This window comes from Acidovorax sp. 22279 (assembly GCF_052045435.1).
GTDB lineage: Bacteria > Pseudomonadota > Gammaproteobacteria > Burkholderiales > Burkholderiaceae_C > Acidovorax > Acidovorax delafieldii.
On sequence record NZ_JBQEOV010000001.1, the window covers coordinates 337,447 to 351,674 of the forward strand.

9 protein-coding genes are annotated in these 14,228 nt (G+C 66.8%); 7 read left to right on the forward strand and 2 right to left on the reverse strand.

The window, feature by feature from the left end; genetic code table 11:
• The first annotated feature begins 24 nt into the window (after nucleotides 1–24).
• The 6 genes from ACTJKQ_RS01480 (at nucleotide 25) to ACTJKQ_RS01505 (ending at nucleotide 10,209) form a co-directional block, all read left to right on the forward strand.
• Nucleotides 25–2,247, forward strand: coding sequence for a TonB-dependent receptor (locus ACTJKQ_RS01480; RefSeq protein WP_440595774.1), 2,223 nt, complete (start codon nucleotides 25–27; stop codon nucleotides 2,245–2,247).
• Between the two features lie 186 nt (nucleotides 2,248–2,433).
• On the forward strand, nucleotides 2,434–3,171 hold the full coding sequence (locus ACTJKQ_RS01485) for a TonB-dependent receptor (RefSeq protein WP_440595775.1): 738 nt from the start codon (nucleotides 2,434–2,436) through the stop codon (nucleotides 3,169–3,171).
• 163 nt (nucleotides 3,172–3,334) lie between these two features.
• On the forward strand, nucleotides 3,335–5,470 hold the full coding sequence (locus ACTJKQ_RS01490; protein ID WP_440595776.1) for a TonB-dependent siderophore receptor: 2,136 nt from the start codon (nucleotides 3,335–3,337) through the stop codon (nucleotides 5,468–5,470).
• A 134-nt stretch (nucleotides 5,471–5,604) separates the two neighbouring features.
• Complete coding sequence (locus ACTJKQ_RS01495; protein ID WP_440595777.1) at nucleotides 5,605–7,791, forward strand: TonB-dependent siderophore receptor; 2,187 nt, start codon at nucleotides 5,605–5,607, stop codon at nucleotides 7,789–7,791.
• Nucleotides 7,792–8,238: 447 nt separating this feature from the next.
• On the forward strand, nucleotides 8,239–9,207 hold the full coding sequence (locus ACTJKQ_RS01500; protein ID WP_108497263.1) for a porin: 969 nt from the start codon (nucleotides 8,239–8,241) through the stop codon (nucleotides 9,205–9,207).
• Between the two features lie 279 nt (nucleotides 9,208–9,486).
• Nucleotides 9,487–10,209, forward strand: coding sequence for a formylglycine-generating enzyme family protein (locus ACTJKQ_RS01505; protein WP_440595778.1), 723 nt, complete (start codon nucleotides 9,487–9,489; stop codon nucleotides 10,207–10,209).
• Nucleotides 10,210–10,242: 33 nt separating this feature from the next.
• Here the strand turns inward: ACTJKQ_RS01505 and ACTJKQ_RS01510 are convergent, their stop codons facing one another.
• The gene (locus ACTJKQ_RS01510; RefSeq protein ID WP_440595779.1) at nucleotides 10,243–11,019 is read right to left on the reverse strand and encodes a hypothetical protein; all 777 of its coding nucleotides are present in this window, start codon (nucleotides 11,017–11,019) and stop codon (nucleotides 10,243–10,245) included.
• Nucleotides 11,020–11,191: 172 nt separating this feature from the next.
• Nucleotides 11,192–12,628, reverse strand: coding sequence for an NAD-dependent succinate-semialdehyde dehydrogenase (locus tag ACTJKQ_RS01515; protein ID WP_108497260.1), 1,437 nt, complete (start codon nucleotides 12,626–12,628; stop codon nucleotides 11,192–11,194).
• Nucleotides 12,629–12,716: 88 nt separating this feature from the next.
• Here ACTJKQ_RS01515 and ACTJKQ_RS01520 point away from each other — a divergent pair, with 88 nt between their 5' ends.
• Nucleotides 12,717–13,889 (forward strand): pyridoxal phosphate-dependent aminotransferase, encoded by a 1,173-nt coding sequence (locus ACTJKQ_RS01520; RefSeq protein ID WP_440595780.1) that lies wholly within the window; start codon nucleotides 12,717–12,719, stop codon nucleotides 13,887–13,889.
• Nucleotides 13,890–14,228: the final 339 nt, after the last annotated feature.

Genomic DNA, 14,228 nt, shown 5'->3' on the forward strand with positions numbered 1-14,228 from the left:
CATTCCCCGCACCTTCAGCACGCCATGCGCAATCCCCACTCCTCTCGCCGCCCTGCCCTGACCTCAGCCGCACTGGCCGCCGCCCTGCTCTTCACACTGGGCGCGCCTGCCGCTTGGGCGCAAGCGACGGCCAGCGGCACCGAGCCCGACGGCAAAACCCTGTCCACCGTCACGGTCAACGCCAGCGCCGACGCATCGGCGCAAGGCCTGTCGCCCGCCTACCCCGGCGGCCAGGTGGCCCGTGGGGGCCGTGCGGGCATCCTGGGCACCAAGGACGCGATGGACACGCCGTTTTCCATCACCAGCTACACCAACGAACTGATCCAGGACCGCCATGCCCGCAGCGTGGGCGATGTGCTGCAGAACGACCCCACGGTGCGCGTTGCACGTGGCTTTGGCAATTTTCAGGAGGCGTTCTTCATCCGGGGGTTCATCCTCGATTCGGACGACACGGCCTACAACGGCCTGTACAGCCTGCTGCCGCGCCAATACATCGCCACCGAACTGTTCGAGCGTGTGGAGGTGCTGCGCGGTGCATCGGCCTTTTTGAACGGCGCCAGCCCCAACGGCGGCGGCCTGGGCGGCAGCATCAACCTGCTGCCCAAGCGCGCGCCCAACGAACCCTTGAACCGCGTGACCTTTGGCGTGGCCAGCGGCGGCCAGACGCAGGTGGCGGCCGACATTGCCCGCCGCTTCGGCCCGGATGGCAATACTGGCATCCGCGTGACTGCTGCTGCCCGCAATGGCGGTACGGCGGTGGACCACGAAGACTTGCAGCTCGGCCTGCTGGCCGTGGGCCTGGACTGGCGCAGCCGCGATGTGCGCCTGTCGGGCGACATCGGCTGGCAGGACCACAAGCTCAAGAACACCCGCACCAACGTCACGCTGGGCAGCGCTGTGACCACGGTGCCGAGCGTGCCCGACAACCAGACCAACTTTGCCCAGCCCTGGAGCTACTCCAACGAACGCGATGTGTTCGGCACGCTGCGTGGCGAGTGGGACCTGACGCCCAGCACCACGGCCTGGGCTGCGGCGGGCGCGCGCCGTGGCGAAGAAGCCAATTCACTGGCCAACCTCACGGTGACCAACGCCGCCAGCGGCGCCGCCACCACCTACCGCTTTGACAACACCCGCAAGGACAGCGTGAACACCGGCGAGCTGGGCCTGCGCGGCAAGCTGCAGACCGGCAGCGTGGGGCATGAATGGGTGGCGGTGGCGTCGCACTACGACTTCGAAAAGAAGAACGCCTATGCCATGGATTGGCGCAACACGCACGCCACCAATCTTTACAACCCCATAGCCACCAGCCTACCGGGCTTCAGCGCCAACACCCTGTTTGGCGGCGACCTGGCCAATCCCCTGCGCACCGGCAGCACGCGCCTGTCCAGCGTTGCGCTCGGCGACACGATGGCTTTCATGGACAACCGCCTGCTGTTCACTGTGGGCTTGCGCCACCAGAAGATGGAGATCGCCAATTACGACTACGGCACCGCGCTGCAGACCGACCGCTACGACCAGAGCCGCACCAGCCCGCTGCTGGCCGCTGTCTACAAGGTCAACAAGGGCCTGTCGGTGTATGCCAACTATGTGGAAGGCCTGAGCCAGGGCCAGACCGCGCCCAGCACGGCGACCAACCGGGGCGAGATGCTGGCGCCGTATGTCTCCAAACAAAAGGAAGTGGGCATCAAGTTTGACGTCGGCCGCGTGGGCGGCAGCGTGGCCCTGTTCTCCACCACCAAGCCGCGTGCGTTTTTGAACGCGGCCAACCTCTTCAGCACCAGCGGCAAGGACCGCCACCAGGGCATCGAGCTGGCCGTGCAAGGCGAGGCCACCAAGGGCCTGCGCCTGCTGGGCGGCCTGACCTGGCTGGATGCCAAGCAGCAGACCACCGGCGCTGCCGCCACCGACGGCCAGCGCGTCATCGGTGTGCCCAAGCTGCAAGCCAACCTGGGGGCGGAATGGGACGTGCCCGGCGTGCCGGGCCTGGCAGTGGACGGCCGCTGGGTGCACACCGGCGCCAGTTATGCCAACGCCACCAACACCCTGCGCGTGCCCGGCTGGAACCGGCTCGACGTGGGTGCCCGCTATATGACGGAAGTGCAAGGCAAGCTCGTCACACTGCGCGCCCGCATCGACAACCTGACCAACCGCAACTACTGGGCCTCAGTCGGCGGCTACCCCGGCTCGGGCTACCTGGTGGTGGGTGCGCCGCGCACCTTGTCGCTGAGCGTGAGCGTGGACTTCTAAAGCGGCAACCCGCGCCACACAGGCACTGCCAAGACCCATTTCAGGGTCGGAAAAGCCACCCAGCGCTTATCCAACAAGCGCAGGCAGCTATCAAAAAATGAGTATTTTTCCCCTGTAGCGCCGGGGGTGTGGAGCACTGCGCTCCGCTGTTTTTGCTGTCACTAAACCACCGAAAGGAAAACGTCCATGTCCTCGAACCAACGCCTCCAAGCCCCGCTGCTGTCCGCCCTGCTGGCCTGCGCCGCCCTCACAGCGGTGCCCTCCGTCCATGCCCACCAGGTCTGGCTCGAAAACGCTGGCGGCCAGGCGCGCCTGCACTTTGGCGAGTTCAACGAGAACCTGCGCGAGACCTCGCCCGGCCGGCTGGACCAGTTCAAGGGTGTGCCCGCACTGGAACAACAACGCGCGGGTGCCGCCCCCCAGCGCGTGGGAGGCCAGCTCGCCAAAGACGCTTTTGTCTACACCACCACGGGCACGCCCGACACCCTGTTCGCCGCCGCCAGCTACCCGCTGATCGACCGCAGCAAGCGCAACCTGCCTGCCATGATCTGGCACCCCTCGGCCCGCTGGGTGGCCAGCCTGGCCAAGCCCGTGGCACCCACCGCGCCGCTGGACCTGGTGCCCACCGGCAAGCCCGGAGAGCTGAAGGTGGTCTACAAAGGCGCGCCGCTGCCCAAGGCCAAGGTGCAGCTGGCCGCCCCGTCGGGCTGGACGCGCGAGGCCGAGGCCGGTGAAGACGGCACGGTGACCTTCGTCACCCCCTGGAAGGGCCAGTACGTGGCCGAGGTGAAGCACAGCGACAAGACCCCCGGCGAAGTGCAAGGCGAGAAGTACGGCGAAGCCAGCTACGTGACCACGCTCACCTTTGTGCTGGCCGACGGCATGGCGTCGCCCGCCCTGCCCGAGCCGCCCAAGGCCCACTGAGCCCCGGCTGCCGCCACCGCCGATTTGCTAGCCGCACAAACCACCGCCCTCTCGCGGCGCGTGGTACAGCCTTGGCACGCTCGGGCGGCTGGCATTCATATCACTAAAAATGGGCTGTAGCGCTTTACGTAAAAGCGCCGACAGCTATTAATTCGATAGCGCCATGATTCACCCCAATCTCTTGCGCACCGCGGTGGCGCACGCCGCACTGCTGGCTGTGTGCGGCACCGCGTTCGCGCAGAACAGCACAGCACCCGCACCTATACCCTCCGACGCTCCAGCAGCCGCCCCCTCCTTGCGCCAGGTCGATGTCATCGACTCCACGGCAGGCGAAGCCGCCACGCCCGCACGGCGCGCGCAAAGCAGCTCGCGCCTGGGCCTGTCGGTGCTGGAGACGCCGCGCTCGGTCAGCGTGATCGACAACGCGTTGCTGGAGCAGCAGATGGCCACCACCGAGCGCGATGTGCTGCGCCATGCCTCGGGCGTGTCGTCGCGCAGCGAGTACTACGGCTCGTACTCGCAGTTCTCCATCCGGGGGCTGTGGGCCAACAACACCTACAACTTCCTGCGCGACGGCGCCAAGTTCATCCACCTGCTGGACCCACCGCTGTTCAACATCGAGCGGGTGGAAGTCATCAAGGGCCCGGCCGCGCTGGAGTTTGGCCAGGTCGCGCCCGGCGGCCTCGTCAACTACGTGAGCAAGCGGCCCCAAGCCGATCCGCTGCGCACCGTGAAGATGGGCGCCGGCAGCCACGGCTGGCGCAGTGCCGAGTTTGACCTGACCGGCCCGCTCAACACCGACGGCACGCTGCGCTACCGCCTGGACGGCGGCGCCAGCCGGGGCGGCAGTTTTGTGGATGGCAACACCCCGCGCAAACAGGGCATTGCGGGCAGCCTGGAGTGGCAGGTCACGCCCGACACCGTCTGGCGCGCGCAGGCCGAGACCCAAAGCATCGACGGCACTTCGACCTCCGGTTTGGCCGTGCCCGACCCCAAGAATCCACGCAGCGCGGACGTGCTACCGGTGGGCGCGTTCTACGGCGAGCCCTGGTTGAAAACCGACGGCCATCTGCGCTTTTATTCCACCGAGCTGCAGCACCGCTTTTCGGACCAGCTGGAAGGCCGCGTGCACCTGTCGCGCAACGAAACCTTTCGCAACGTGAACATCGTGTCGCCCATGGGCCCGGTGACCAACGGCCGCGTGCCGCGCACCTACTGGATGGCGCCGGGACAAAATTACACGTCGGACACCGCACTGGCTGAACTGCGCGCGCAGCTGCAAACCGGCGCGGTCAAGCACACGGTGCTGGCGGGCCTGGACTGGCGCGCCATTGCGGGCTTCTACGGCGCGCGCACCACGGGCAACCTAGGCGCTATCGACCTCTACAACCCCGTTACAGGCCTGTTGCCACCCGTGGCCTCCACCGGCGTGGGCAAGCTCTCCTCCGACGCCCGCAACACCGGTGTGTTTGTGCAAGACCGGATGGTGCTGGGCGAGTTCGGCCTGTTGCTGGGCCTGCGCCACGACCGCTTCAAAGACGCCTACACCACGCCCGTCACCGACGTGAGCAAGACACAGCCGAGCGCGGCGATCAGCTGGGAGCCCCGCCCGGGCAGCATGCTCTACGCGAGCCATGCGCGCTCGTTCCAGGCCAACTCGGGCACGCTGGTGTGGGGCGCGCAGTCGGCCCCGCCCTCGGAGGGCAAGCAGCTGGAGGTGGGCTGGAAGCAGGAATGGCTGGACCAGCGCCTGATGACCACCGTGTCGGCGTTTGACCTGGAGCTGACCAACGCCCCCGCCACCGACCCGGCGCACCCCGGCTACTCGGTGCTCACCGCGCGCCAGCGGATCAAGGGCATCGAGCTGGAGCTGCAGGGCCGCATCACGCCCGGCTGGACGGTGACGGCCCACGCCAGCTTCCACGACCCCAAGGTGCTGGCCGACACCACGGCCGGTGCCAACGTGGGCAACCGCGTCGAGCGGGCCACGCGCCGCACCGCATCGCTGTGGACGCAGTACCGCCTGCCCCAGCTGCCCGGCCTGTGGGTGGGCGGTGGCCTGGTGCACCAGGGCGACAAGTTCACGGCCAACGACAACAGGTGGCGCCTGCCCGGCTTCACCGTGGCCGACCTGGCCGTGGGCTACCAGTTTGCAGGCGGCGTGCGGCTGCAGGCCAACCTGAAGAACGCGGGCAACCGCCGCTACTACATCGACGGCACCACCACCGCCGCCGGTTTTGGCGCCGTGGTGCCCGGCACGCCACGCAGCCTTCAGGTGTCGCTGGACTACACGTTCTGAAGACCAGCGCCAAGGCTGCGCCTGTCCCATCGCCAGCCCCGAAAGCCAAGCGCTCCTGGCACTCCAGGCGCGCCACGCGCCGTGCCTGGCCTTCGGGCCCGCCCCCTTTTTTCAACCATCGGAGAAACAGCACCATGCAATCTGGCATCACCGTTTGCCGCACCGCCATCGCGCACGCGGCCCTGCTCGCCCTGTGCGGCGCCGCCCATGCGCAGCAGGCCACACCCACAGCCCCCACCGCTCCCACGGCGCCCGCTGCAGAGAAAGCCCTGGCCCCCGTCACCGTGAGTGCGGGCGCCGAGCAGGAGAACCCCACCGCACCCGTCACCGGCTTTGTGGCCAAGCGCGCCATGAGCGCCACCAAGACCGACACCCCACTCATCGAAACGCCGCAGGCCATCAGCGTGATCACCCGCGACCAGATGGAAGCCCAGGGCGTTCAGACGCTGCGGCAGGTGACGGCATACACAGCGGGCGCGGTGTCCAACTATTTCGACAGCCGCGTGGACAGCTTTGCCGCACGCGGCGGCACGGTGAGCCAGTACCAGGACGGCCTGCTGCGCACCTACGGCACCTACAACACCAGTCGGCCGGACCCGTACACGCTGGAACGCGTGGAGTTTCTGCGCGGCCCCACCTCCGTGCTGTACGGCCAGGGCAGCGTGGGCGGCGTGCTCAACCTGACGAGCAAACGCCCGCAGGCGGACACCCTGCGCGAGGTGCAGGTGCAGCTGGGCAACAACGCACGCAAGCAGATCGCCGCCGACCTGACGGGCGCACTCGACCAGGACGGCCAGTGGCTCTACCGCCTGGTGGCCGTGGGCCGCGACAGCGGTACGCAGGTGGACCATGTGGACGACAACCGCGCGGTGTTTGCGCCATCGCTCACCTGGAAGCCCAATGCCGACACGTCGCTGACGCTGCAGGCGCTGCACCAGAAGGACCAAAGCGGCTCGCTCATTGGCTTCTTCCCGTGGCAAGGCACGCAGCTGCCCAGCCAGTACGGACAGATTCCGCGCAACACCTTCATCGGCGAGCCGGGCTGGGACGCGTACGACACCAGCAACAACTCCTGGGGCTACCTGTTCAGCCACCGTCTGAACAGCGACTGGACAGTGCGCCAGAACCTGCGCCGCACCGTGAGCGAGGTGGACTATCGCACCATCTACACCAGCTTCACCGCGAACGCTGGGACCGGCCGCCCTGCGCGCCCCGTGTTCAACAGCGACAACCGCACGCTGGTGCGCGATGCGGTGTGGAACCTCAACACCGGCCGCATGCTGCTCATCGACACGCAGCTCGAAGGCAAGCTGCAGGCGGGCAATACCGCGCACACAGTGCTCGCAGGCCTGGACGTGCAGCGCAACCACACCGGCCAGCAGGCCTGGCGCGCGGTGGCGTCGTCCATCGACGTGTACAACCCGGTGTACGACAACTTCACACCGCCCACTGCGGCGCAGCTGGTGCGCCAGCCCAGCGTGGTGCAAAAGCAGCTGGGGTTCTACGCGCAAGACCAGATCCAATGGGGCCGCTGGACGGCCACGCTGGGCCTGCGCCACGACAGTGCGCAGACCGATACCGAAGGCCGCCCTGCCGCTGCAGTGGACGACAAGGCCTGGACCAAACGCGCTGGCGTCACGTACCAGATGGACGGTGGCTGGGCACCGTATGTGGGCTACTCCGAATCGTTCCAGCCCCTGGGTGGGCTCGACGCGTACGGCACCCCCTACAAACCCCAGCGCGGTGAACAGTGGGAGGCCGGCGTGAAGTGGCAGCCACCGGGCCAAGGCATCAGTGCGTTTGCCGCTGTGTACACCCTGCGCGAGAAGAACCGCAAGACCACCGACCCCGGCAACCCGCTCAACAGCCTGCAGATCGGCGAAGTAAAGGTCAACGGTTTCGAGGCAGAGGTGCAGGCCAGCCTGGCGCGCCAGTGGGACTTCACGGTGGGCTACGCCTTCACCGACGCCCAAATCAGCCGCAGCAACGCAGGCGACCAGGGCCAGCCCGTGGCCAGCGTGCCCCGGCACACCGCATCGGCCTGGCTGAGCCACCGCTTTGCAGCGCAGGGACGTGGCGGCTGGGTGGTGGGCGCGGGCGTGCGCTACACCGGCTCGCAATGGAGCGGCACCAGCGCCATCAGCACCCCTGCCGCCACCCTGGCCGATGCCATGCTGGCCTACGACGCTGGCGACTGGCGCGTGGCCTTCAACGTGGTCAACCTGACCGACAAGGTGCACATCACCCAGTGCCTGGCACGCGGGGATTGTTTCTACGGACAGGCGCGCACCTACACGCTGACCTCGACCTACCGGTTCTAGGGGCCCGTTGACGATCCCTCAAGGGGTCGTCGCCCACTCCACAAACCCCACCAGCCGCCCTGCAGCGCTTGCAATCCTCGCGGCCCCCGCAGCGCCTGCACGGCGGCAGCAGCCCGGGCGCTGCGGCACGCCGACGGCAGCCCGCGTAGGGCTTGCGCTGCATTCGCGACCTTCGAGGGGGTGCCGGGCTACGCCCCGGGTCGGTTCTGGCATGCCTTACCAGAACCATGTTGCGCCGCAACGACATCTGGATGACAAAAAGGTGTTTACCCCGCTGGCGGCCAATCCCGGCGGCCATTAGCATCCCCCTCCGTTGCAAAGTGCAACGATCACATCACCACAGGCACCAAACTTGCTTGTAGCGGCGGCCCGAAGGCATCACCCCTGTGCGTTTTTGGCCGGTGATTATTTGTCATCAAACAAAATTTGATTTAAGGAACCTCGCGAATGAAAACATTGAACCGCTGCGCCCTCGCCGCGCTGGCCCTGGTGGGTACGTCTGCTGCCTTTGCACAGAGCAGCGTCACCCTGTACGGCCGGGTCAACACCAGCTTTGAACACCAAAAAGACGGCGATGTCTCCAAGACCGGCCTGTTCAACAACTCCTCCCGCTTCGGCTTCAAGGGCCAGGAAGACCTCGGCGGCGGCCTGATGGCTGGCTTCCAGCTGGAAAGCGGCTTTGACTCCAGCTCCGGCGCTACCGACTCGCGCGGCATTTTTGCCCGCCAGAGCGAAGTGAACCTGTCCGGCGGCTTCGGCATGGTGCGCCTGGGCAACTTCACGTCCGAGTCGTACTACGCCACGGCCGACTTCATCAGCAACCACAACCACGACACTGGCTCGTCGGCTGACGCCCTGTACGCCTACCCCGCCCGTGACATCAACAAGATCGCTTACCGCACCCCCAGCCTGGGCGGCGCAACGTTCGAAGCCGGCTGGGCCCAGCACGAGCAGCCCAGCGGCACCGGCGGCAAGAACAGCATGGACCTGGCTGCCAACTACGAAATCGGCAAGCTGGGCCTGGGCGCCGGTTACTCCAAGCTGGGCGACCAGAACCAGTTCGCAGTGCGCGCTTCGTACTCCACCGGTCCCTTCGTGATGGGCGCCTACGTGCAACGCGACAAGAACGTGTTCATCGCCAACGGCGGCAACCGCACCAACCTGCGCCTGTCGGCCGCCTACATCATGGGCGTGTCCGAGTTCCACGTGAACGTGGGCCGTGCCGGCAACTACTCCAACGTGTCCAACAGCGCCGCCACCCAGTACACGCTGGGCTACAACTACAACCTGAGCAAGCGCACCAAGGTCTACACGTACTACACCCGCATCAACAACAGCCAGGCCGCCACCTACGGCGTGTCGGCTCCGGGTAACGACTTCAGCTCCTTCGCCGTGGGCGTGCGCCACAACTTCTGATGGCCCCCCACACGCTGCTGCCCTGACTGGTGGGAGGGCAGACACACAGCCAATTACCCCGCACTTCTTTGGAGTGCGGGGTTTTTTTATGCCTGCGACCTGCCGGATACAGCGCATAGCCCTATTGCGGACGCAGAGCCAACCACCCAACCCGGCGCACCCAAGGCCATTCGGTCGGTCCAAATCCGGTCCCGCCCGCAGGCTTTTGCAGCGGCAGATACTCTGCGCCACACCGGCCGGGCAATGACTACCTGGCTGTGAAATGCGGAGCACAGCACCATGCCAACACCACGCCACGCAGCCAGCGCCATCCTGGTGTTCTGGGCCTTGGCCGCATCTGCCCAGACCACAGCGCCCGTGGTGCTGGACGACCTGGGCGGCCTGCGCATTGACAAGACCGAAGTCACCATCGCCCAGTTTGCGCGCTACGTGCGGGCCACCGGCACCACCACCCGTGCCGAGCGCGAAGGCGGCGGTTTTGAATACGTGGGCGGCTGGCAGCGCCGCGCGGGCTGGACCTGGCAGCGCCCCGACGGCTCACCGCCCGACACCGACCAGTTGCCCGCCGTGCACCTCACCCACGCCGAGGCCCAGGCCTACTGCCAATGGGCGGGCGGCCGCCTGCCCACCGCCGCCGAGTGGCGCACCGCCGGCTTTACCGAGCTGCGCAGCCAACCGCCCGCGCCCTGGGTGCGTGGCACCACCTACCCCTGGACGACGGGCCAGAGCCCGCAGGGCGCCAACACCAGCGACCCCGACCCCTGGCCCCGCGCCGCGCCCGTCAATGCCACTGCGGCCGGAGTGAACGGCCTGCACGACATGGGCGCCAATGTGTGGGAATGGGCGGCCGATGCGCGCGGCGACGAGCGGCGCACGATGGGCGGGTCCTGGTGGTATCCCGCGTCGCAAATGCGCGCGGAGGTCGAGGCCTGGAAGCCTGCGGACTTCTACGCGGTGTACATCGGCTTTCGCTGCGTGTACGACCCGGCACAACAGCGCTGAAGGGTCCACAGCACCGTCTGAAAGGGCATCCTCTCAATGCCCGCCAAACCGCCCCACCTGCCGCAGCCCGCCCGTCACGCCCCACAGCGACACGCACCAGCCGTCACACCCCTCCGACACCACCAGCCCCGGCAGGTCGTTGCCGTCGATGTCCACGTAGCTGTCAGGCTTTCCGGGCACCTCGCCCATGTAGGCATAGCCGCCACTGCCACGCACAAAAACATGGTGCCGCTGGGCTTCGTAAAAAGCATTCGGATCGCGCACCACCCTGCCAGGCACCACCACGGTAGTGCGTGCACCCTGGGGCTGCTGAACCGTGCGTGCCGCACCCCATTGGAGCTGGCGGCGCAGCGCGCCAAACCGGCGGTCGTCTGACTGCACGAACGACTGCAGTGCGCCCAGCTGCTCGGCATCGGGGCTCCCTACCACCCACTGCGGCGTGCGCGGCGGCGTGAGGGCGAAGAGCCGGTACTGCCGGGTATCTGCCTGCGGCACCGGACCTTGCACGGTCATGCCTGCAGCGTAGGATTCTTCCTGCCCGGCAGACTTCGGCGGCAGTTCGGCCTTGCACTGGTAGCGGGTGCCTGCTTGCAGCGCAAACACCGGCGCGCCGGCATTGCAGTGCCGTGCCAGCTGCTGCAGGTGCGCGGGGTTCTCAAAATGAGCCCACACCGGACCATCGTCGGGCGACAGCCAGGCAAAGAACAGTCCGGGCCGCTGGATGGAGCCTTCTTTGTCCATGCCCGCCCAGGCAGGCGGCACGCAGGAGGCCAGCGCAGCGATGAGGGCAAGGCATTGTCGGGACAGCATGGGCGGTGCACTCCTGAAATGGCGGATGCTGGGTAACAGCCACCTGAGGTGGCCGTAGCTCTGTAGCGGCCCACCATTGTGCCGCCACGTTCAGCCTTCCAAATGCAAAAAAAAAGGCCCCCGATGCCCATGGCACCGGGGGCCTGTGACCAAGGAGCAAAGAGCGCGATGGTTACACGTTCATGATCGACACCAGGCGCGTGTTCAGGTGCGCCTCGATGGCCTCGGGGCCACCCTCGGAGCCGTAGCCCGAATCCTTCAGGCCACCAAACGGCAGCTCGGCTGCAGGTGCGGCGGCCTGGTTGATCCAGAGCATGCCCACTTCCAGGCGCTGCGCCAGCAAATGAGCGTTCTTCAGCGACGAAGTGAAGGCATAACCGGCCAGACCAAACGGCAGCCGGTTGGCTTCGGCAATGGCGTCTTCGATTTGGGTGAAGCCACGCACGGCAGCCACGGGGCCAAAGGGCTCTTCGTTCACGATACGGGCCGACAGGGGCACGTCGTTCAGCACGGTGGGCTGGAAGAAGTTGCCTTCGGTGCCGATGCGCTCGCCACCGGCCAGCACCTTGGCGCCCTGCTGCACCGCATCGGCCAACAAGTCGGCCATGGCGGTAATGCGGCGCGGGTTGGCCAACGGGCCCATCTGCGTGCCGGCCGTGAGGCCATCGCCCACCTTCAGGCCCTGGGCGTATTTGGCGAAAGCGGCCACAAAGTCCGCACGGATGCTTTCGTGCACCAGATAGCGCGTGGGCGAGATGCAGACCTGCCCTGCGTTGCGGAACTTGGCACCGCTGCCGATCTTGATGGCGAGTTCGAGGTCGGCGTCTTCGGCCACGATGACCGGGGCGTGGCCGCCCAGCTCCATCGTCACGCGCTTCATGTGCTTGCCCGCCAGCGCGGCCAGCTGCTTGCCCACGGGCGTGGAGCCGGTGAACGTGACCTTGCGGATGATGGGGTGCGGGATCAGGTAGCTGGAGATTTCAGCCGGGTCGCCATAGACCAGGCCCACGGTGCCTGCGGGCACACCGGCATCGGCAAACGCGCGGATCAGCTCGGCCGGGCTGGCGGGGGTTTCTTCAGGCGCCTTGACCAAGATGGAGCAACCGGCACCCAGCGCGGCGGCCAGCTTGCGCACCACCTGGTTGATGGGGAAGTTCCAGGGCGTGAAGGCCGCCACGGGGCCCACAGGGTCCTTCAGCACCATCTGCGTGGCCTTGAGGTTGCGCGAGGGCACGATGCGGCCGTACACACGCAGCGATTCGTCGGCAAACCATTCGATGATGTCGGCCGACGCCATGGTTTCAACCTTGGCCTCAGCCAGGGGCTTGCCCTGCTCTTGGACCATGATGGCGGCTATTGATTCGGCGCGTTCCCGCATCAGGGCCGCTGCGCGGCGCATGGTCTTGGCGCGCTCGGCGGCAGGCATGTCACGCCAGGCTTCAAAGCCCTTTTGTGCGGCGTCCAGCGCGCGGTCCAGATCGACCTTGGTGGCATGGGCCACGCGGCCGATTTCCTTGCCCGTGGCGGGGTTGAACACGGCAAGGGTCTTGCCTTCAGCGGCGTCTTGCCACTGGCCTGCGATGAAGAGCTGGGTGTTGGGATAGGTCATGAGCGTTGGTTGGTCAGCCAAGGTGGTGAAAAAATCAAAAAAACGACTATACGCCTGCGATGATGGCTGTGTATTTCAAGGAGATTGCATGCGAGAAGTAGTCCAAAGCCTCGAAGAGTCGCGCATCCGCGAAGTGGCCAACGAAGGCCTGGGGCGCAGCGATGTGCTGAAGTTCTGGTTCGGCGAGAGCGACGAAGTAACGCCCGATTTCATCCGCGACGCGGCCATTGCGTCGCTGCAAAAGGGCGAGACCTTTTATGCCCACAACCTGGGCCTGCCCGAACTGCGCCACGCGATTGCGGGCTACATGCACGGCCTGCACCCGCAGCAGCACACCGATGCGTGGTTCGACCGCATCGCAGTGACGTCCGGCGGTGTGAACGGCCTGATGGTGGCCGTGCAGACCCTGGTGGACGCGGGCGACGAAGTGGTGCTGGTGACGCCCGTGTGGCCCAACCTGGTGGCGCAGCCGCGCATTCTGGGGGCGCAGGTGCGCACTGTGCCACTGGTGGCCGACGTGCACGGCGCATGGCGCCTGGACATGGATGCGCTGCTGGCCGCCATCACACCCGGCACGCGCCTGCTGGTCGTCAACGCCCCCAACAACCCCACGGGCTGGACGCTGACGCGCGAGGAGCAAGCCACCATCCTGGCGCACTGCCGCCGCACGGGCACGTGGATTCTGGCGGACGAGGTGTACGAGCGGCTGTACTACGCGGGCGACACGGCCAATGGCGCGGCCCCCAGCTTTCTGGACGTGGCCGAACCGGAGGACCGGCTGATCGTGACGCACAGCTTTTCCAAGAGCTTTTTGATGACCGGCTGGCGCCTGGGGTGGCTGGTGTTGCCGCCGTCACTCACCCAGGCGGTGGGCAAGCTGATCGAGTTCAACACCTCGTGCGCGCCGGTGTTTGTGCAGCGCGGGGCCACGGTGGCGCTGCAGCGCACGGAGGAGGTAACGCCCGCGCTGGTGAACCATCTACGCAACTGCCGCGACACGCTGGTGCCGCTGCTGGCCGAGGTGCCGGGGGTGTCGGTGGCCACGCCACGTGGGGGCATGTATGCGTTCTTCCACATCGACGGGCATGACGAGTGTTTGCCGCTGGCCAAGCGGTTGGTACGGGAGGCGGGGCTGGGGTTGGCTCCCGGCAGCGCGTTTGGGGGAGAGGCGTCGGGGTGGTTGCGGTGGTGTTTTGCGAGTCAGGATCTGGGGAGATTGGAGGAAGGGGTGGGGAGGTTGCGGGGGTGGTTGAAGGGGTGATTTGAGGTTTTTGAGCCTTTATGGCCGCAGGCGCTAGTGGGATATGCGCTGGTAGCTATTGATTTTGTAGTGTTTTGGTGGGGTGTGCTGATTGGGCCGCATGCTGGTGTTGAGGGCGGAGGCCGGGAGTCGCCCGGCATGCGAGTCCCTTTCTTTCGCGTCGCCGAAAGAAAGGAACCAAAGAAAGGGCGACCCCACTGTCTGCGTCCCCTGCGCTTCGCTACGGGGCAACCTGCGGTGCTCGGGTTTGGCGGGGTCTCGCTCAACTCGCGCCGCTGCGCGTCGCTCAAACACACGCGAGCCCTGATCCGCCAAACCCTGCGCTCCTCGGCGCATCCA

Bases quoted from the DNA above. Each gene is read 5' to 3' on its own strand.
- ACTJKQ_RS01480 (WP_440595774.1), top strand. From the start codon at position 25: ATGCGCAATCCCCACTCCTCTCGCCGCCCTGCCCTGACCTCAGCCGCA.
- ACTJKQ_RS01485 (WP_440595775.1), top strand. From the start codon at position 2,434: ATGTCCTCGAACCAACGCCTCCAAGCCCCGCTGCTGTCCGCCCTGCTG.
- ACTJKQ_RS01490 (WP_440595776.1), top strand. From the start codon at position 3,335: ATGATTCACCCCAATCTCTTGCGCACCGCGGTGGCGCACGCCGCACTG.
- ACTJKQ_RS01495 (WP_440595777.1), top strand. From the start codon at position 5,605: ATGCAATCTGGCATCACCGTTTGCCGCACCGCCATCGCGCACGCGGCC.
- ACTJKQ_RS01500 (WP_108497263.1), top strand. From the start codon at position 8,239: ATGAAAACATTGAACCGCTGCGCCCTCGCCGCGCTGGCCCTGGTGGGT.
- ACTJKQ_RS01505 (WP_440595778.1), top strand. From the start codon at position 9,487: ATGCCAACACCACGCCACGCAGCCAGCGCCATCCTGGTGTTCTGGGCC.
- ACTJKQ_RS01510 (WP_440595779.1), bottom strand. From the start codon at position 11,019: ATGCTGTCCCGACAATGCCTTGCCCTCATCGCTGCGCTGGCCTCCTGC.
- ACTJKQ_RS01515 (WP_108497260.1), bottom strand. From the start codon at position 12,628: ATGACCTATCCCAACACCCAGCTCTTCATCGCAGGCCAGTGGCAAGAC.
- ACTJKQ_RS01520 (WP_440595780.1), top strand. From the start codon at position 12,717: ATGCGAGAAGTAGTCCAAAGCCTCGAAGAGTCGCGCATCCGCGAAGTG.